We start from the raw sequence: 19,246 nt of genomic DNA on the forward strand, positions 1-19,246 counted from the left end.
CCCTATGATCAATCGGTCAAGCCGAGTTCACGGGTCATGTTCTCGTTTCTATCTTGATGCACTATGACGTTATCTTCGATACGAATACCGCCAAAAGGTCTTAACTCATCAACCGTTTGCCAGTTGATCTGTTGGCCACGACTATCTTGTTTAAGCTCATTGAGCAGAGTATCGATAATGTATAACCCAGGTTCCATGGTCAGCACTTGGTTTGGCGCTAAAATGCGGGTGCAACGTAGGAATGGATGGGCCTCTGGCGCCGCGATATGAGTACCGCGTTCATCGTGGGAGAAGCCACCAACATCATGTACTTGTAGGCCTAACATGTGGCCTAAGCCATGTGGGAAGAAAGCACTGGTTATGCCTTGATCGACCAAACCTTGGGCATCACCTGTGGCTAAATCAAAATCCAATAGCATTTGCGCGACTTTAGCATGGGTGGCCAAGTGTAAATCGGGATAACGCACACCCGGACGCATCATGTCGATAAGCTCTAGCTGCGCCTTGTTCATCGCAGTAATCAATTCATCGAAACGATTCTTCTCGAATGCGTAGGTTCTGGTGATATCAGAGGCATAGCCAAAGTAACTCGCGCCGGCATCGATAAGAAATGACAAACGTTTCGCAGGGCTTTGGTGTTCAAGTGCGGTGTAATGCAAAATCGCCGCATTTTGGTTAAGGGCGATGATATTGCCATAGGGCACCTCATTCTCGCTCTGGCCAACTGCAGATAAATAGTGCTGCTGGATTTCGAACTCGCTCGCACCATTATAAAAGGCATTTTTAGCAGCCAAATGTCCCTGCACCGCAATTTGATTCGCGCGGCGCATGCATTCCAGCTCATATTCGGTTTTAGTGGTTCTGTGGTAATGCAAATAACTCATCACAGCATCGGGATTACGACTGGTAAAACCCAGCACTTCGGCCACATCTAAATGCTCACCTAAATAGGCCCAATTAGCGATATCTGTCGGTAAAAACTCAGCGACCTTATCAGCCTTAGTCAGCAGCTTAATATCGAAATACTCAGTCCAAAACATATCAGGTACATCAGACACTTTGTGCCAAAAATCCACAGGACGATAAAAAATCAGCTGCGGCTTATCACGGCCGTTGACCACTAACCAACAATTCGGATTATCCAACACAGGCAACCATGCCTTGAAGTGCGGGTTTGCCTTAAAGGGATAATTGATATCATCCAAAAACATCCGATGCGGCTGACCCGAATGGATCACTAAACCAGACAAGGCTTCTCGAGACAAAATCTCTGCGACTCGACGGTTTAACTCGGCAATATGGGCACGATAGTGATGAGCCAACTGATCCATTTGTCATCTCCTGCAATGAATAAAAGTTAATAATATGAGCCGAATTTGCTCACATATTCTTAATCTGATCATGAACAACAGATTCAATCAAAACACTAAACTGTCACTCAATCTAAAATACATGGCCGCGGAACAAAGAACATTAAAGCGATAACATCATGATTATCTTTAAGAGTTATGTTCAACCCTAGCATGGCTGCAGCGTTTAAACGTCTAAGGTAAACAGCCACAAAGACCTATTTATCCGCAAAGTGATTTAACGCATTCTAGGTGTTCTACACTCTGTGCAGTGTATCACAAAGGTGAAAAATCACTCTAGCCGACAAGAAATTAAACAGTCGTTTAAATTGGGTGTTGTAATTTATCGAATTTCGAAGCACACTGGCACACAACTGGTCAAATGATGGCCGAAGCTGCTGTGAGATAGAGAGTCGTACTAGCACCAACACATAATGGTGGGTATCACTTTTAAGCCAAAAGGAAGCAAGCAATGATCTACCAAAGTCCTACAATTCAGGTTGAGTTACTCGAGGATAATATTGCCAAGCTGTGCTTTAACGCACCCGGTTCGGTGAACAAATTCGACAGAGAAACCCTCGCCTCGCTCGATGCGGCATTAGACAGCATCAAGCAAGATTCCAATATCAAAGCGTTAGTGCTGACCTCAAGTAAAGATACCTTTATTGTGGGCGCCGACATTACCGAATTTTTAGGCCTGTTCGCACAAGATGACGCCGTATTGCTCTCTTGGGTTGAACAAGCTAACGCAGTCTTCAACAAACTCGAAGACTTGCCTTTCCCAACCGCATCAGCAATCAAAGGCTTTGCCTTAGGTGGCGGCTGTGAAACCATTCTGGCAACCGATTTCCGTATCGCAGACACCACAGCCAAAATCGGTTTACCTGAAACTAAACTCGGCATCATCCCAGGTTTTGGCGGCACAGTTCGTCTGCCACGTGTGATTGGTGCAGATAACGCACTTGAGTGGATCACGACCGGTAAAGACCAACGCGCTGAAGATGCACTGAAAGTCGGCGCTGTTGATGCCGTGGTTGCACCACAAGCGTTAGAAGCTGCTGCGATTCAAATGCTGAAAGATGCTGTTGCTGAAAAGCTGGATTGGCAAGCACGTCGTAACCGTAAACTGTCTGCGCTAACACTGCCAAAACTTGAAGCTATGATGTCATTCACCACAGCCAAAGGCATGGTGTTTGCGGTTGCGGGTAAACACTACCCTGCACCAATGGCTGCTGTAAGCGTAATTGAGCAAGCATCGACTAAAGGTCGTGCTGAAGCATTACAAATCGAACATCAAGCTTTTATCAAGCTGGCTAAAACTGACGTAGCTAAGGCACTTATCGGTATTTTCCTTAATGATCAATTTGTTAAAGGTAAAGCGAAGAAAGCCGGCAAGTTAGCAAAAGAAGTAAACAACGCGGCCGTATTAGGCGCAGGCATTATGGGCGGCGGCATCGCTTACCAAAGCGCCAGTAAAGGCACACCGATTGTCATGAAAGACATTGCCCAGCCAGCATTAGATTTAGGCCTCAATGAAGCCGCTAAACTGCTGTCTGCCCAAGTAGCCCGTGGCCGTTCAACGCCAGAAAAAATGGCCAAAGTGCTGAACAACATCACGCCTTCGTTAGATTATGCCGCGATTAAACACAGTGATGTTGTCGTTGAAGCCGTTGTTGAACATCCAAAAATCAAAGCACAGGTTTTAGCCGAAGTTGAAGGCTATGTGAGTGAAGATGCAATTATCGCGTCAAACACTTCAACAATTTCAATCAACTTGCTCGCTAAGAGCATGAAGAAACCTGAGCGTTTCTGCGGTATGCATTTCTTCAACCCAGTGCACAAAATGCCGTTGGTCGAAGTTATCCGTGGCGAACACAGCTCTGAAGAAACCATCGCCTCTGTTGTGGCTTATGCCAGCAAAATGGGCAAGACCCCAATCGTTGTTAATGATTGCCCCGGCTTCTTCGTTAACCGCGTACTATTCCCTTACTTTGCAGGCTTTAACGGCTTACTTGCCGAAGGTGGCGACTTTGCTGCAATCGACAAAGTGATGGAAAAACAATTCGGTTGGCCAATGGGTCCAGCTTACCTGCTCGACGTAGTCGGTTTAGACACAGGTCATCACGCCCAAGCCGTTATGGCTGAAGGTTTCCCTGATCGCATGGGTAAATCTGGTACTGACGCGATTGATGTGATGTTTGAGAACAAACGTCTTGGCCAGAAAAATGGCAAAGGTTTCTATGTCTATTCAGTCGATAGCCGTGGCAAGCCGAAGAAAGATGTCGATCCAACAAGCTACGGTCTATTGAAAGATGCCTTTGGCGAGTTAAAAGCCTTTGAAGCCGATGACATTATTGCCCGTACTATGATCCCTATGATCATCGAAACCGTGCGCTGTTTAGAAGAAGGTATTGTCGCATCGCCTGCCGAAGCGGATATGGGCCTAGTTTATGGCTTAGGTTTCCCGCCATTCAGAGGCGGTGTGTTCCGTTACTTGGATACCATGGGTGTCGCAAACTTTGTGGCCTTAGCAGACAAATACGCTCACTTGGGCGGTCTGTATCAAGTCACAGATGCGATGCGCACATTAGCAGCCAATAACGGTAGCTACTACCAAGCCTAATTAGCGGGAAAGGAATTTAATCATGAAACAAGCTGTTATCGTAGACTGCATCCGTACTCCGATGGGCCGCTCAAAGGCTGGCGTATTTCGTAATGTGCGTGCAGAAACTCTGTCTGCCGAATTAATGAAAGGTCTGTTGCTGCGTAACCCGCAACTCGACCCAAACCTGATTGAAGACGTGATTTGGGGTTGTGTGCAACAAACCCTAGAGCAAGGCTTCAACATCGCCCGTAACGCTTCGCTATTAGCGGGCATTCCAAAGACTGCTGGCGCTGTGACGGTTAACCGCCTATGTGGTTCATCAATGGATGCTATCCATCAAGCTGCACGTGCAATTATGACTGGCATGGGCGACACCTTTATTATTGGTGGCGTAGAGCACATGGGCCATGTGCCGATGAGCCATGGTGTCGACTTCCACCCAGGTCTTGCTAACAACGTGGCAAAAGCCTCTGGCATGATGGGTTTAACGGCTGAAATGCTGGGTAAACTGCACGGTATTACCCGTGAACAGCAAGATGCTTTTGCGGTACGTTCACACCAACGCGCTTATGCTGCGACGGTTGAAGGCCGCTTTGCCAAAGAAATCTATGGCATTGAAGGTCACGATGCTAACGGTGCCTTAATTAAAGTACTGCAAGACGAAGTGATCCGCCCAGAAACTACCATGGAATCTTTGGCTGCACTGCGTCCCGTATTTGATCCAGTAAACGGTACTGTGACTGCTGGTACTTCTTCTGCACTGTCTGATGGCGCCTCAGCCATGTTGATCATGGAAGAATCTAAAGCGCGTGCACTTGGCTTGCCGATTCGTGCACGTATTCGCTCTATGGCGGTTGCAGGTTGTGACGCGGCTATCATGGGTTACGGCCCAGTGCCAGCCACGCAAAAAGCACTGGCTCGTGCCGGTATTACCGTTGCCGATTTAGATGTGATTGAACTTAACGAAGCGTTTGCTGCTCAGTCTTTACCTTGTGTGAAAGATTTAGGTTTAGCAGATGTGGTTGATGACAAAATCAACCTCAACGGCGGCGCAATTGCACTAGGTCACCCACTGGGTTGTTCAGGCGCTCGTATCTCTACGACGCTGATCAACTTAATGGAAGACAAAGACGCGACCTTAGGGTTAGCGACCATGTGTATTGGTTTAGGCCAAGGTATCGCCACTGTATTCGAACGCGTTTAATTCGTTACTCGAATAATTTCAAAGCCGGAACTTGTTCCGGCTTTTTTATGCCAAATTTTCTGCCAGCGTAAATATTAATATTTCTCATTTCTTCTGCTGTTCATTTGAAAATCAGTCCGTTATCAACTTAACTACAAGGGCATCACTGGCTATTGTGGACGACAACAGGCAAGCAATCATCAGCCAAATCTAGGCAGTGTAGTGCAAGGATGCAATTCGTTGTTTTACAAGAGGAATGCCTGATGCTACAAACGGAACAGACCCTTTTCGAACAAATGCGGATCACTGAGCTGGAGATCGAGTCTCGTAAGGCGCTCTTCTCTTTTACTGGGGCGGACGTAAAGGCCCTGCAATCCTTTAAGCCCATCATTGAAGAAAACATAGATAAAATCGTCGATGACTTTTATGGCTTACAAACCAGCGTGTCAGAAATTGCGCTGCTGATCGGAGACTCAGACACCCTTGCACGCTTACGTACCGCACAGAGAAGATATGTGCTCGATTTATTTAATGGTGTTTATGATCTTGAGTACGTAAACAATCGCCTGCGGATTGGGTTGGTCCATAAACGCATTGGTGTTGAGCCTAAGCTTTACCTGTCTGCGGTACACACACTAAAAGAGCTTATCTACGCCGTGATCAACTGTTCAGTGCAAGATACACATCAAGGCGAATGTATCCGTGTCGCGATTGATAAACTGGTGCTGTTTGATGTCACGCTGGTATTTGATACTTATATTCGCAGCTTAGTATCCGAGATTGAGAACGCTAAGGATAAAGCCGAAAAATATGCCCAAAGCATGGAAAGCAAAGTCAAAGAGCGGACGCAGCAGCTTGAAGAACTGTCGCAAACCGATCCCTTAACAGGCCTGCTCAACGTTAGGCATTTACAAGAGACCGCAACGCGCATACTAAGGGCCGCCCAAAGGCGTGCCGAACCCGTCAGCGTGATCTACTTAGACGTAGATGATTTTAAATCATTCAACGACACCCAAGGCCATAGATCTGGGGATGAAGTACTGCGCGCTGTAGCAAAAGCGATTAAAGAAATCACTCGTGCCGAGGATCATTGCTTTCGATATGGTGGAGATGAGTTCTGTATCATTATGCCTAACTGCCGTGAAGAACAAGCTCGGGATAATTTCATCACTCGATTCAATCAAAAAATAAAACTCAGTTTAAACAATATTTCCTTAAGCTTTGGCATTATTGATACTGGACCCTATGAGTACGAAGAAGCCAATAGCTTAATTCATAAAGCCGATCAGCGAATGTATAGCTACAAACGTGCGTCCAAACAGCAGCAACAAACTATGGCGGCAGCAAATGATTTAGCACCTGAGAATAGTACCGCTGATGTCCATTCAATCTCTCAATCTCAAAGCGTTGATAAAGCCGTCGAGTAATTTTTAAACCCATTCGTCATCATGTTCCACGTGGAACATTAAATATCTAACATTCGTATTGATAGAACACATCAATAAAACTAGATCACAAATTGAAACCGCCAACTTGGTTTATCATGGGGGCTGGAGTAACATTAGCTAATTCTGCTTAACCGTTCAGTAGAGGTAATATGAACGACGCTTTCTCAACCGCACAGCATAGACTCGATGCACTTGGTTTACGCTGCCCAGAGCCTGTAATGATGGTGCGTAAAACGGTAAGACAAATGGCTGCCGGCGAGACACTGCTGATCATTGCCGATGACCCTGCGACGACGCGCGATATTCCGAGCTTTTGTGAGTTTATGGATCACACCTTAATTGCCAGTGAAACCACGCAAACGCCATATCAATATTTGATCAAAAAAGGACTTTAAGTCGTATCGTTAACGACTTACTCATAAAACAAAGGATATGAGAAACTATGCCAAAACTGCTGGCGATTGCCTATAAAACTGTAAAACGCGGCCCAATGAATGAAGTTCTCTGTGCCAATGTCACCCAACTCAGTGGCGTAGAGAAAGATGTGTTTGGTCGCCCAGGCAAACGCCAAGTCACTGTGCTTTCTAAAATTCAGTGGCAACAGGCCTGCCATAGTATCGAGTCAGATTTACCTTGGACGACTCGCAGAGCAAATCTGCTCGTTGATGATCTCGTATTTAGCAGTGCCGATGTTGGTAAACATTTACAGATCGGCGAGTTGCGACTTGAAATAACGGGTGAGACCGACCCCTGTAAAAAAATGGAAATAGCACATGTCGGTTTAGAGGCCGCGCTCACGCCAGATTGGCGAGGCGGTGTAACCTGCCGAGTATTAAATGATGCCATGATCCACTTAGGTGATGAGATCACTCTGGTTAATCCAAGCTAATTTTATTCCCAGCTAGTCGACCACTCTTAGTTAATTATCCATACTCCTCAGTAAATAGAACCAAGTGACTTGGTTCTATTTCTGCTGCGCCAACTCTCATTCCATATAGCCATACTTATCCCTCGCTCGGTCATCAATTGAAACAGTATTTACGTGTTCCTTCTTATCTATTTATGCGATAACTAGACTGAGTATTAACAAAAGTTCATCTTAATATTAATACCACTCAAGCAGTCCATAAGAACGATAACAGGAAGTGACATGTTGAAATCTAAACTTACTCCGCTTTATATCGCCCTCGCTCTAGGGATGAATACCCTCGCCGTTAACGCAGCAGAAACGAAGGAGGCCGAATGGAATGTTAACGCTCCAGCAAATGCTCCCTTAGAGCAAGTCAAAATTGATGTTAATGAAGGTACTTGGATGAACCTTAGTATCAGTCCAGATGGCAAGCATGTCGTCTTCGACTTACTCGGCGACATTTATCAAATCCCTGTATCAGGCGGTGAAGCTAGGCCATTAGCCCAAGGTATTGCTTGGCAGATGCAGCCCGTCTATAGCCCAGATGGTAAACACATCGCATTTACCTCGGATGGCGATGGCGGCGACAACATTTGGATCATGGATGCCGATGGCAGCAATCCACGAACTGTCACCCAAGAAACATTCAGGCTGCTAAACAGTCCCGCTTGGAGCCCTGACTCTCAGTATCTTGTTGCACGTAAGCATTTTACCGCCAGCCGCAGTTTAGGTGCGGGTGAAGTGTGGCTATACCACGTAGCGGGCGGCGAAGGCGTCAAACTAACTGAACGCCCAAATGATCAGAAAGATTTAGGCGAACCCGCGTACTCGCCCGATGGCCGTTATATCTACTTTAGCCAAGATGATACGCCAGGCAAAACATTCCACTATTCAAAGGACTCAGTTAACGGTATCTACAAAATCAAACGTTATGATACCCAAACCGGTGACATTGAAATTTTGATTGAAGGTACCGGTGGTGCAATTCGACCAACACCAAGTCCTGATGGCACTAAGCTCGCCTATATAAAGCGCGATGATTTTAATTCGTCACTCTACCTGCTCGACCTCAAGTCTGGTGAAACCACTAAACTGTTTGGCGAACTAGACCGTGATATGCAAGAGACTTGGGCGATTCATGGCGTCTATCCAACAATGGCATGGACTCAAGATAACAAGGATATTTTCTTCTGGGCGAAGGGAAAGATTAACCGCCTGAATGTTGCCAGCAAAACACTCACAGATATCCCCTTCAGCGTAAAAACTGAGTTAGCTGTACAACCCTCAGTGCGCTTTAAGCAAGATATAGATAAAGATGTTTTCGATGTCAAAATGCTACGTATGGCGCAGGTCTCTCCCGATGGCAGTAAAGTCGCCTTCGAAGCACTAGGGAAGATTTGGTTAAAATCATTACCCGATGGAAAAATGTCGCGCTTAACTGAACTCAATAATGGGATAGAAGAACTGTATCCCCAATGGTCCCGCGATGGCAAAAATATTGTTTTCACCACTTGGAATGACCAAGACCAAGGAACAGTGCAAGTCATTAGCGCTAAAGGTGGCAAACCTAAGCAGCTAACATCTGAGCCTGGAAAGTACGTTGAACCCACCTTTTCACCGGATGGTGAACTTGTGGTGTATCGAAAAACCCAAGGCGGTAACCTCACACCTAGAACTTGGTCGCAGGAGCCTGGACTATATAAAGTCGATATCAAAGGCAAACAAAATAAGAAAATCAGTGCCGATGGCTACCAAGCTCAATTCGGTGTCAATGCCGATCGCGTCTTTTTTATGAATAGCAGCGAAGATGAAACGCCACAGTTATCATCTATCAACTTAGATGGCTTCGATAAGCGAGTTCATTACAGTAGTAAACATGCAACTGAGTTTAGGGTTTCACCCGATGGTGAGCAACTCGCCTTCGCTGAACGCTTTAAGGTTTGGGTGACGCCTTTTGCTAAACACGGTGAAACCGTTGAGATTGGACCCAATGCCAACAATCTACCCGTAAGTCAATTGAGTGTCCGCGCCGGTGAAAGTATCAGTTGGAACAGTAAAAGCAACCAACTGTATTGGACGCTTGGCCCAGAACTTTATCAAGCCAAGGTTGATACTCAATATCTCAATAAAGAAGAAAAGGCTCAACCAAGTATTATCAATTTAGGCTTTACCGAAAAGGCCGATGTTCCACGTGGAACAATCGCCTTCGTCGGTGGCAAAGTGATTACAATGGAAAATGACCAAGTCATCGACAATGGCGTGGTCATAGTCAAAGATAATCATATTGTCGCCGTAGGTGATGCCAATATCGGGATTCCTAAAGATGCACAGATCATCGACATCAAAGGAAAATCGATCATGCCAGGGCTATTCGATGCCCACGCCCATGGACCGCAAGCAGATGATGAAATTGTGCCACAACAGAACTGGGCGCTGTATTCCGGTTTATCTTTGGGTGTCACCACTATTCACGATCCCTCGAATGACACGACAGAGATTTTTGCCGCTTCCGAACAACAAAAAGCAGGACACATAGTTGGCCCACGTATTTTCTCTACTGGTACCATATTGTATGGTGCCAATGCGCCGGGCTACACATCACACATAGACTCACTGGATGACGCTAAATTCCATCTTGAACGTCTGAAAAAAGTCGGGGCGTTTAGCGTAAAAAGCTATAACCAACCACGCCGAAATCAGAGGCAGCAAGTCATCGCAGCCGCACGTGAACTCGAAATGATGGTCGTGCCTGAAGGTGGCAGTTTGCTACAGCACAATCTCACTATGGTCGCCGATGGCCACACAACGGTTGAGCACTCTCTGCCAGTGGCAGCGATTTATAATGATATCAAACAATTCTGGAGCCAGACTAAAGTCGGTTACACCCCAACCTTAGTGGTCGCCTATGGCGGCATTTCAGGCGAAAACTACTGGTACGACAAAACCGATGTGTGGGCGCATCCACGCCTGTCGATGTATGTCCCCGCCGATATCTTGCAGGCGAGATCAATGCGACGCCCGCATGCTCCAGATGGCCACTATAATCATTTCAATGTTGCAAAAGTCGCTAACGAGCTCAATAAGTTAGGAGTCCACCCAAATATTGGCGCCCACGGTCAGCGTGAAGGTTTAGCGGCACATTGGGAAATGTGGATGTTCGCCCAAGGCGGCATGAGCAATATGGAGGTATTGAAAACGGCCACCATTAATCCGGCGACGACCTTTGGTATGGAACAACAGCTAGGCTCGATTAAAGCAGGTAAGCTCGCAGACTTAATCGTTATTGATGGTGATCCATTAACCGACATACGCGTCACAGATAAAGTCACTTATACCATGGTCAACGGTAAGCTTTTTAATGCTGAGACGATGAATGAGCTTAATGGGGATAAGGAAAAACGTAAGCCATTTTTCTTTGAGAAAATCTAAACTCTATCCTCAAGGCTAGAATGGGAGAGTTGCTTTCCTGTTTTAATTATTTGGTTTAACCAGATATCACCAATGAAGATAAAAGCATGTTCCACGTGGAACATGCTTTTTTACATTTTGTGCATTGTTTATTGTGTATATGGACAAGAACTCGAATATTGCTATGAGTACTGTCCTACATCACATCAGCAAGATGAACGATTACTGATGTTAGCAGTGATGCTGACCGGCACAGGAGTCAACACAGGCCTGATAGGAAATACAATCAACTAGATGATCATTCACCATCCCCACCGCCTGCATAAAGGCATAACAAATTGTTGGGCCGACGAAATTAAATCCAAGCTTCTTTAACGCTTTTGACATGGCTTCAGATTCTGGCGTTTGCGCTGGAACCTGCGACATAGCAATAAACTGATTAACTATGGGCTTACCCCCAACAAAGCTCCATAAGAATGCAGAGAAATCCTTCCCATCGGCAGTATAGGCCAAATATCCTTTGGCATTCTTGATGATAGAGTTCACCTTCAAGCGATTGCGCACTATGCCGGGATTCAACATAAGTTCCTCCACTTTTGCCTCATCAAAGCCAGCAATCGCTTCTGGTTCAAAATTGGCAAAGGCCTGCTCATAGTTTTGTTGTTTCTTCAGGATCGTAATCCACGATAATCCAGCCTGTTGACCATCTAAACACAACTTAGCAAACAGCTCCTTAGGATCTCGAACCGGCCGCCCCCACACTTTGTCATGATACTCACGATACAAGGGATCATCACTTACCCAGCCACAACGGATCTCTTCCATGGTATATAACCTTATTGTTTTAATTAAGAAGGTAAAAAATAACCTACATAAGCAGATATCTACAAGGTATAATCGAACCCATTTTCTATTCAGGCTGACGGCAGTAGACAAGTAGACATGACGACAAAACACGACGTAAAAACATTTCAGGGTTTCATTCTCACCCTGCAGGAATATTGGGCACAGCAAGGCTGTGCAATCGTTCAACCTCTAGATATGGAAGTCGGCGCGGGAACATTCCACCCACAAACTTTCCTACGTTCTCTAGGGCCTGAACCTATGAGCAGTGCCTATGTGCAGCCATCGCGCCGCCCTACGGACGGTCGTTACGGTGAAAACCCTAACCGTCTGCAGCACTACTACCAATTCCAAGTCGTGTTGAAGCCTTCACCTGACAATATTCAAGAGCTGTATTTAGGCTCACTGCAAGCGCTGGGTATCGATACGCAAATCCACGATATCCGCTTTGTAGAAGATAACTGGGAATCACCAACACTAGGTGCTTGGGGCTTAGGCTGGGAAATCTGGCTTAATGGTATGGAAGTAACTCAGTTTACTTACTTCCAACAGGTTGGCGGCATCGAATGCAGCCCAGTCACAGGTGAAATCACCTATGGCCTAGAGCGTCTGGCTATGTATATCCAAGGTGTTGATAGCGTTTATGATCTTGTTTGGACCGATGGTCCACTGGGGCGCATCACCTATGGCGATGTGTTCCATCAAAACGAAGTCGAACAATCGACCTATAACTTCGAACACGCCGATGTGGACTTTATGTTCACCCTGTTCGATCAGTGCGAAAAAATGTGTCAGCATTTATTGTCACTGGAAAAACCTTTACCTCTGCCCGCCTACGAGCAAGTGATGAAAGCCTCGCACGCCTTCAACTTACTCGATGCCCGCCATGCCATTTCAGTGACCGAGCGCCAACGCTACATCTTACGCGTTCGTACTATGGCGAAAGCGGTCGCTGAATCTTATTATCAGGCACGCGAAGCGCTTGGCTTCCCAATGTGTAAGTAGAGGTAAAAACATGAATTTTGAAAACTTACTCATAGAGTTAGGCACAGAAGAGTTACCACCTAAGTCACTGCGTAAACTGGCTGAATCCTTTTTAGCTAACTTTACCGAAGAACTCGCCAAAGCCGATTTAGCATTTAGCTCTGCCGTTTGGTACGCAGCGCCACGTCGTCTGGCGATTAACGTCACTGAACTGGCCCTTGCACAAGCCGACAAAGTGGTTGAGAAACGCGGCCCCGCCGTGAGTTCAGCCTTCGATGCTGAAGGCAAACCGACGAAAGCCGCCGAAGGTTGGGCACGTGGGAATGGTATTACTGTTGAGCAAGCAGAACGTTTAGTCACAGATAAAGGCGAATGGTTAGTCCATAACGCCAAAGTAGAAGGCGTCGAAACGAAAAGTTTGATCGCTGCTATGGCTCAACGTGCACTCGATAAATTGCCCATTCCTAAGCCAATGCGTTGGGGTAATAATAAAACCCAATTTATTCGCCCTGTGCACACCGCGACTATGTTGTTAGGCAGTGAGTTGATTGAAGGTGAATTGCTGGGTATCAAATCGGCACGCACTGTTCGCGGTCACCGCTTTATGGGACTCAAACAGTTTGAATTAGTTCATGCTGATCACTACCTTGCCGACCTGAAAGAAAAAGGCAAAGTCATCGCTGATTACGAAAGCCGTAAAGCATTGATCAAAGCCGATGCCGAAAAAGCCGCCGCTAAGATTGGTGGTACAGCCGATATCGAAGATAGCCTACTTGAAGAAGTCGCCTCTTTGGTTGAATGGCCAGTGGTATTGACCGCCAGCTTCGAAGAAAAATTCTTAAGTGTACCGTCTGAAGCTTTGGTCTACACCATGAAGGGCGATCAAAAATACTTCCCAGTCTTTGATGACGCGGGCAAGTTACTGCCAAACTTTATCTTTGTGACCAACATAGAATCTAAAGATCCTGCGCAAATTATCTCTGGTAACGAGAAAGTCGTTCGTCCACGTCTTGCCGACGCCGAATTCTTCTTTAATACCGATAAAAAACACACGCTGGAATCACGTTTACCTAGCTTAGAAACAGTCTTGTTCCAACAGCAGCTGGGTACATTAAAAGACAAAGTAAATCGTATCTCTGCCCTAGCCGCCTTTATTGCCGAGCAAACTGGCGCGAATGCGGTTGATGCAGCCCGTGCAGGTTTGTTATCTAAAACCGATTTGATGACCAATATGGTGATGGAATTTACCGATACTCAAGGCACTATGGGCATGCATTACGCCCGCCTCGATGGTGAAACCGAAGCCGTTGCAGTTGCGATGGAAGAGCAATACAAGCCTAAGTTCTCTGGCGATACAGTGCCAAGTGCAGGTGTATCTTGCGCAGTTGCATTAGCAGACAAGCTCGATACTTTAGTCGGTATCTTTGGTATTGGCCAAGCGCCTAAAGGTGCAGCCGATCCCTTTGCCCTACGCCGCGCAGCAATTGGCGTACTACGTATCATAGTAGAAAACAAGCTACCACTTGATTTAGTTGATCTTATTGCTAAAGCACAAGCTCTGCATGGCACTAACTTAAGCAACGCCAATGCAAGCGACGAAGTGTTAGAGTTCTTAATGGCACGCTTCCGCGCTTGGTATCAAGATAAAGGCATTGGTGTTGATGTGATCTTAGCCGTGCTAGCACGTCGCCCAACACGCCCAGCTGATTTTGATAGCCGTATCAATGCGGTATCACACTTTAGAAGCCTAGAAGCTTCTAGCGCACTTGCGGCAGCGAACAAACGTGTATCCAACATTCTGGCTAAGGTTGAAGGTGCTTTACCGACAACGATCAATGCGAGTCTGTTAACCGAAGCCGCAGAACAAGCATTAGCGGCCAAGTTGAACGAGCTACAACCACTGCTGGCACCATTGTTTGCCAATGCCGATTACCAACAAGCCTTAACCTTGTTAGCTGGCCTACGTGAAAGCGTGGATCAGTTCTTCGAAGATGTGATGGTAATGGCAGATGATGAAGCGTTGAAAAACAATCGTTTAGCATTGTTGAATAATCTACGCGAGCAGTTCCTGCACGTCGCGGATATATCACTACTGCAATAATGATACTAAAGCTTTTAAAATTATCGCTTTATAAAAAACGCGCTAAATAGCGCGTTTTTTATTGTCCTGATTTCATAAGCTGCCCAATCAGAACTGCGTCAGTTTTTGATGTAAGCCATCAAATTGAGTTTGATCTAAGTTAACTTGCTGCAGTAAATTCGCCAGTATTTCAGGAGATAATTGCCCTGCTTGATGCAGCATAGAAATCTCGCTGATCACATTCGCCCGCCATACCACAGCGGCGAGCCCAGCTTGCGGGCGCGAGTTCACACTGGCGAGCTTGTCTAATTCTGTTTCAAAGGTATTGGGTAGCTGCCAATGCTTAGCGAGCAATGAACTTAAGGTTAACGATTTCGTCGTCATCACTTGTCTAAATAACCCAGAATTAGGCTGCTCTCCCGGCTCTGCCTGCACAAACGCATCGAGGAGCATTTTGAAAATGGCCAGCTTGCCGACATCATGCAATAAGCCCAATAAAAAAGCCGTATCTTGATCTTCATCGCTTAACTCACTGGCGAGAAAGGCGACCTGCATCGAGTGGCGCCAAATTTCAGCGCCGAAACGACGAAAATAGATTGGTTTGATATCCAACATTTCACGCACTAGGCAAGTGGTGACAAACTTTCTCAACTGTTCACGACCAAGCTGTACCAAAGCCTGCTGCAAACTGGTGATATCCCTATCGCTACGTTTAAACGCAGGTGAATTACATAGCTTAAGTACCTCAATACTCAGTAAAGGATCTCGCTCAATAAGCGCTAATAGATCCTTAATATCAAACTGAGGATCGGCCAGCTTACGATCTAGCTCCAATACCTTTGACGGCAGCTTTAGCACTTTTTCGGCGATCACTTGTGGCGATGCCAGGGCCTGCTCTATCTCCGCCATGACTCGGCGTTCAAGATTATTAGCTACACCGCCAGTGTCCTTAACCCGTGTCGGAAACAACAAACTATAAAAGAGTGCGGCTAAATCCACTGATACCACACTAATGTCTTCGAGAGGTTTAGCTGGCTTTCGCGCAGGTTCAAGCGACTTACCTAAGTCAGTGGTTGAAAAACTTTTGGGTCTCTCAACCGTCGCTGTATCGCGAATATTAAAGAGCTTATTAAAAAGTGATTTAATCAAGAAGCATCAACCTATCATTATAAATAATTGTTAAAAAGTCAGTTAAATATTGCCCATAATAAATCCATTTTGATCCGCTAAAGCTATATATAAACACGTTGCAGACATGCTAATGGCTTGCTTAAGTGTAACATATTCAATTCATTTCTGACGTCTACAATCCCGCTATTGCTGCCTTTATAAAGACAATCTTGGTTACAACTTGAAACCTCAAAAAACTTACATTCTGGCAGCATTTAGCTGACAATATGTCCACCCTTCATAAAGTGATACGTATTTCGTCTCCCTTTAAGTCATTCACGACATACTCGCCAGCTAACGACGGAATATTTGATGATCGAGGTAATAAAAGCGGGTGCACTAACCACAGTTCAAGATCTCGGACGCATGGGATACCGACATTTAGGTGTAACCCAAGCTGGCGCCTTAGATAGGCCTGCCCTGTGTTTAGCAAACCGCCTATTATCAAACCCAGACAATACACCCGTATTGGAATTAACCTTCGGCCAATCGATTTTTTTGTTTAAACGCGACGCTTGGATTGCCTTAACCGGTGCCGATTTCGATGCTCGTATAGACAATAAGCCCATAGTTTGCGGCTGGCGTTACTCCATTAAGGCAGGGCAAAAACTCAGTCTTAGAGGGGGAAATAAAGGCATGCGTGCTTATATTGCCGTTGATGGCGGCGTTAAAGTACCGCTAGTGATGAATTCTGCCGCTACCGATTTAACCTCAGGTATCGGTGGATTTCATGGCCGCGCATTAGAAGCGGGCGATCGCCTGACCTTAGGTTCAGCTCATCCACTAAGAAGGCAAGTTGGCGCAATTCAAAAAAGTTGGGATGGGCATATTCGCGCACTCGCGACCAAGCACACTCAAGCCTTCTCGTTGAAATCTCAGCAAACATTCTGGCAAACACAGTGGCAACTTTCAGCTGAAAGTGATCGTGCGAGTGCAATACTCAAAGGTGATACGTTAACATTGGCGAAGCCATTCCCTGTGCAATCACACACAGTCACGCCCGGAGTGGTTCAAGTCTCCGCTTCAGGGCAACCACTCGTGTTACTTGCCGATGCGCAGACCACCAGCAGTCATCCGCAAATAGCCGTGATTATTGAAGCCGATCTTTGGAAGCTTGCCCAAACTCGCCCAGGGCAAACAGTTAAATTCGAATTAGTCGACGATGAACAAGCCGCAACGGCGCAAGCAGAATGGCATGACTACTTCTATCGCTTACAACGCAGTCTAGGTTAACAGGCCGCTTAATCATCGCGGCCAAGAAACATCACCCCGCATTCCTAGCAACCTACATTCGACTTCATTCAAATAGTCCCCACAATAACGCTAATTCGCACTTAGGTTCGGTGTAACTTGCTGGCTATAAAATAGTGCCACATCTTGCAATTGCTCAGAGCTTAACGCGCTGACCTGTGCTTGCATCAAAGGATCGAGTCGTAAACCTGCTTTAAAATCGACAAGCTGTTTATTGAGATAAGCTAATTTCTGTCCCTTTAAGTTTGGGAATTGCTTGGCCATAGCGATCACCGCATTGCCATGGCATGACTCACACTGTGCCGTAGCCAATGCCTGACCTTGCTCTATATCTGCTTGATAAACCTCTCCAAAGACCTCTGTGGATAAGCCACATAGCGCAATCAAACTTATGATAATTGCTTTCATTTTGGCTCCTTAGGGAAAGGTTTAACTAGCGCAGGCTGCAGGCTAGGTTCTAAGGGAAGACGCCTAAAAAGCGTCATATCCATTTCAACTTGGCCATAATAAGTGCTTAGATAACTCAAGGTTGGCTCCCAAGTATCCGACAAGTCCCACAGGCCTTGAGTGTCAACCATCCACTGCAGAGTCTCTTTCCAAAAGGCTTTATCGCCATGATTTTGCACGACTATCATGCTGGTATGGCAAGCATTACACTGATAATTCACTAACTCCCAGCCAGGAGCCATGATCAAACCCGATTTAGGGTCCACTGGATACTCAGCGGCTAGCGAAATACTGGATGCCACTAGCCCAAGAATAATAAATAGCTTGTTCAGTACTCTCATTACACCACTCTAACGGCAATACGATGGCAACCATTAAACATATATCCCTTAGGATTCCATTGCGGTTGTACGACAGGCTGACTATCACCTTCACTATCGGTCGCTTTGGCCCAGATTTCATAATATCCCTGCGACGGTAATTGCAATTCAATCTTCCACTGCTGCCATGCCGCTACGTTTTTAGGTTTTTCTAACTCAGCGGTAAACCAGCGGGTTCCATAGTCATAACTCACTTCCACTTTAACGACTTCCCGCAATCCCGCCCAAGCATGGCCTGCGATGGCTATCTTCTGACCCACAGCTAATTCGGTTCCGGATTGAGGCTCGGTAATCAAGGACTTCACTATCATTTCTTCAATGATTCGGTAGTCCTTATTGTCAACGGACTCACCTGGCGCTATTGGATACTTAGGGAGTTGATATGCTGGCGCTTGCATTTTATGTCCATCATGCACTTTATTGCGCACACTGATCCCCGTAGCGGCTTTTTGCGAAACGGATCCTGGCCGGCCACCAAACACAATACGTAAGGGATATCCATGTAGATACGGAATGTCCTCACCGTTCATCGACCATGCAATGAGTCCAAGCTCTTCGAGCGCCGCCTTTATTGGCACACCGCGTGAAATCGCCTCACCTTTACCGCTCAAATGCCGATCAACACCGTGATGACCCGTATAAATAGCATCAGCTTTAATACCGCAATCCTTAAGCACGTCACTCACTAACACACCCGTCCACTCGGAGCAAAATACCCCAGCATTATTCCATTGATTGCCTTTAGTGCTAGGAAAGAAGCCTGAACGGCTATTGCCACCACATTCAATCAGTAACTGTAATGTGTAATGCTTAAAGCGGCGCTTGAGCTCATCGATTGTGTAGGTTTTCGGGGTAGCAACGGACTCGCCATCCACTTTAAAAGTCCAAGTCTTAGCATCCAGCGCCTTAAAATCAGGCACTATGCCATTCCAGCGGATAAATGAGGCATCTGCTGGCGTCACAGCAGGAGCAAGTTTATGCTCCGGCGGAAACGCATTCAGTGGATGAGTGTTTAACACTTTGAAATAACGCGGCAAGTCCTCAGCTTTAGTCCAAGTTAATGCTGATATATCCAGAGGAGTAACGGCTGCGGGAAGCTGATCGGCAAATACCCACTTAACGGGTAAAGCTGATAACACAGACGTCGCTACCGCTCCTTTAATAAAAATCCGACGATTAAGATCCATG

15 protein-coding genes are annotated in these 19,246 nt (G+C 46.1%); 9 read left to right on the forward strand and 6 right to left on the reverse strand.

Features of this window, described 5'->3' with window-relative positions:
- Positions 1-8: 8 nt before the first annotated feature.
- Positions 9-1,331 carry a Xaa-Pro dipeptidase gene (gene pepQ, locus L5L98_RS19050; RefSeq protein WP_011981995.1) on the reverse strand — a complete coding sequence of 441 codons (1,323 nt, stop codon included), beginning with the start codon at positions 1,329-1,331 and terminating at the stop codon, positions 9-11.
- A 490-nt stretch (positions 1,332-1,821) separates the two neighbouring features.
- Here pepQ and fadB point away from each other — a divergent pair, with 490 nt between their 5' ends.
- The 6 genes from fadB to L5L98_RS19080 all read left to right on the forward strand — a co-directional run bounded on the left by fadB (position 1,822) and on the right by L5L98_RS19080 (position 10,924).
- Positions 1,822-3,972 (forward strand): fatty acid oxidation complex subunit alpha FadB, encoded by a 2,151-nt coding sequence (fadB, locus tag L5L98_RS19055; protein WP_063883865.1) that lies wholly within the window; start codon positions 1,822-1,824, stop codon positions 3,970-3,972.
- Between the two features lie 22 nt (positions 3,973-3,994).
- Positions 3,995-5,158, forward strand: coding sequence for an acetyl-CoA C-acyltransferase FadA (fadA, locus tag L5L98_RS19060; protein ID WP_006083808.1), 1,164 nt, complete (start codon positions 3,995-3,997; stop codon positions 5,156-5,158).
- 242 nt (positions 5,159-5,400) lie between these two features.
- Positions 5,401-6,564: a diguanylate cyclase domain-containing protein gene (locus tag L5L98_RS19065; protein ID WP_006083809.1), complete on the forward strand. Its 1,164-nt coding sequence runs from the start codon at positions 5,401-5,403 to the stop codon at positions 6,562-6,564.
- Between the two features lie 170 nt (positions 6,565-6,734).
- Positions 6,735-6,980, forward strand: coding sequence for a sulfurtransferase TusA (tusA, locus tag L5L98_RS19070; RefSeq protein WP_006083810.1), 246 nt, complete (start codon positions 6,735-6,737; stop codon positions 6,978-6,980).
- A gap of 47 nt (positions 6,981-7,027) precedes the next feature.
- Entirely contained in the window at positions 7,028-7,474 is a 447-nt protein-coding gene (locus L5L98_RS19075; protein ID WP_006083811.1) for an MOSC domain-containing protein, read from the forward strand.
- Positions 7,475-7,735: 261 nt separating this feature from the next.
- Positions 7,736-10,924 carry an amidohydrolase family protein gene (locus L5L98_RS19080; RefSeq protein ID WP_263142866.1) on the forward strand — a complete coding sequence of 1,063 codons (3,189 nt, stop codon included), beginning with the start codon at positions 7,736-7,738 and terminating at the stop codon, positions 10,922-10,924.
- A 210-nt stretch (positions 10,925-11,134) separates the two neighbouring features.
- Here L5L98_RS19080 and L5L98_RS19085 read toward each other — a convergent pair whose 3' ends face one another.
- On the reverse strand, positions 11,135-11,728 hold the full coding sequence (locus L5L98_RS19085; protein ID WP_263142867.1) for a DNA-3-methyladenine glycosylase I: 594 nt from the start codon (positions 11,726-11,728) through the stop codon (positions 11,135-11,137).
- Between the two features lie 117 nt (positions 11,729-11,845).
- Between L5L98_RS19085 and glyQ the strand changes: the two genes are divergently transcribed.
- Together glyQ and glyS are read left to right on the forward strand one after the other, a co-directional pair.
- A complete protein-coding gene (glyQ, locus tag L5L98_RS19090; protein WP_006083814.1) occupies positions 11,846-12,751 on the forward strand; it encodes a glycine--tRNA ligase subunit alpha in 906 nt (301 codons plus the stop codon).
- A gap of 10 nt (positions 12,752-12,761) precedes the next feature.
- On the forward strand, positions 12,762-14,831 hold the full coding sequence (glyS, locus tag L5L98_RS19095) for a glycine--tRNA ligase subunit beta (RefSeq protein ID WP_006083815.1): 2,070 nt from the start codon (positions 12,762-12,764) through the stop codon (positions 14,829-14,831).
- An 87-nt stretch (positions 14,832-14,918) separates the two neighbouring features.
- Here glyS and L5L98_RS19100 read toward each other — a convergent pair whose 3' ends face one another.
- A complete protein-coding gene (locus L5L98_RS19100; protein ID WP_126490841.1) occupies positions 14,919-15,959 on the reverse strand; it encodes an HDOD domain-containing protein in 1,041 nt (346 codons plus the stop codon).
- Between the two features lie 333 nt (positions 15,960-16,292).
- Here L5L98_RS19100 and L5L98_RS19105 point away from each other — a divergent pair, with 333 nt between their 5' ends.
- Complete coding sequence (locus tag L5L98_RS19105) at positions 16,293-17,213, forward strand: biotin-dependent carboxyltransferase family protein (RefSeq protein ID WP_006084778.1); 921 nt, start codon at positions 16,293-16,295, stop codon at positions 17,211-17,213.
- Between the two features lie 90 nt (positions 17,214-17,303).
- Here the strand turns inward: L5L98_RS19105 and L5L98_RS19110 are convergent, their stop codons facing one another.
- From L5L98_RS19110 to L5L98_RS19120, 3 genes are read right to left on the reverse strand one after another with little or no spacing between them, the layout of a single operon-like run.
- Entirely contained in the window at positions 17,304-17,639 is a 336-nt protein-coding gene (locus L5L98_RS19110) for a c-type cytochrome (protein ID WP_012586333.1), read from the reverse strand.
- A complete protein-coding gene (locus L5L98_RS19115; RefSeq protein ID WP_263142872.1) occupies positions 17,636-18,019 on the reverse strand; it encodes a cytochrome C in 384 nt (127 codons plus the stop codon). The genes L5L98_RS19110 and L5L98_RS19115 overlap by 4 nt, the downstream gene beginning before the upstream one ends.
- On the reverse strand, positions 18,019-19,245 hold the full coding sequence (locus L5L98_RS19120) for a sulfite oxidase (protein ID WP_263142873.1): 1,227 nt from the start codon (positions 19,243-19,245) through the stop codon (positions 18,019-18,021). The genes L5L98_RS19115 and L5L98_RS19120 overlap by 1 nt, the downstream gene beginning before the upstream one ends.
- Position 19,246 lies beyond the last annotated feature (1 nt).

The sequence above is a fragment of the Shewanella sp. SM23 genome (genome assembly GCF_025654295.1).
Taxonomy (GTDB): Bacteria; Pseudomonadota; Gammaproteobacteria; order Enterobacterales; family Shewanellaceae; genus Shewanella; species Shewanella oncorhynchi.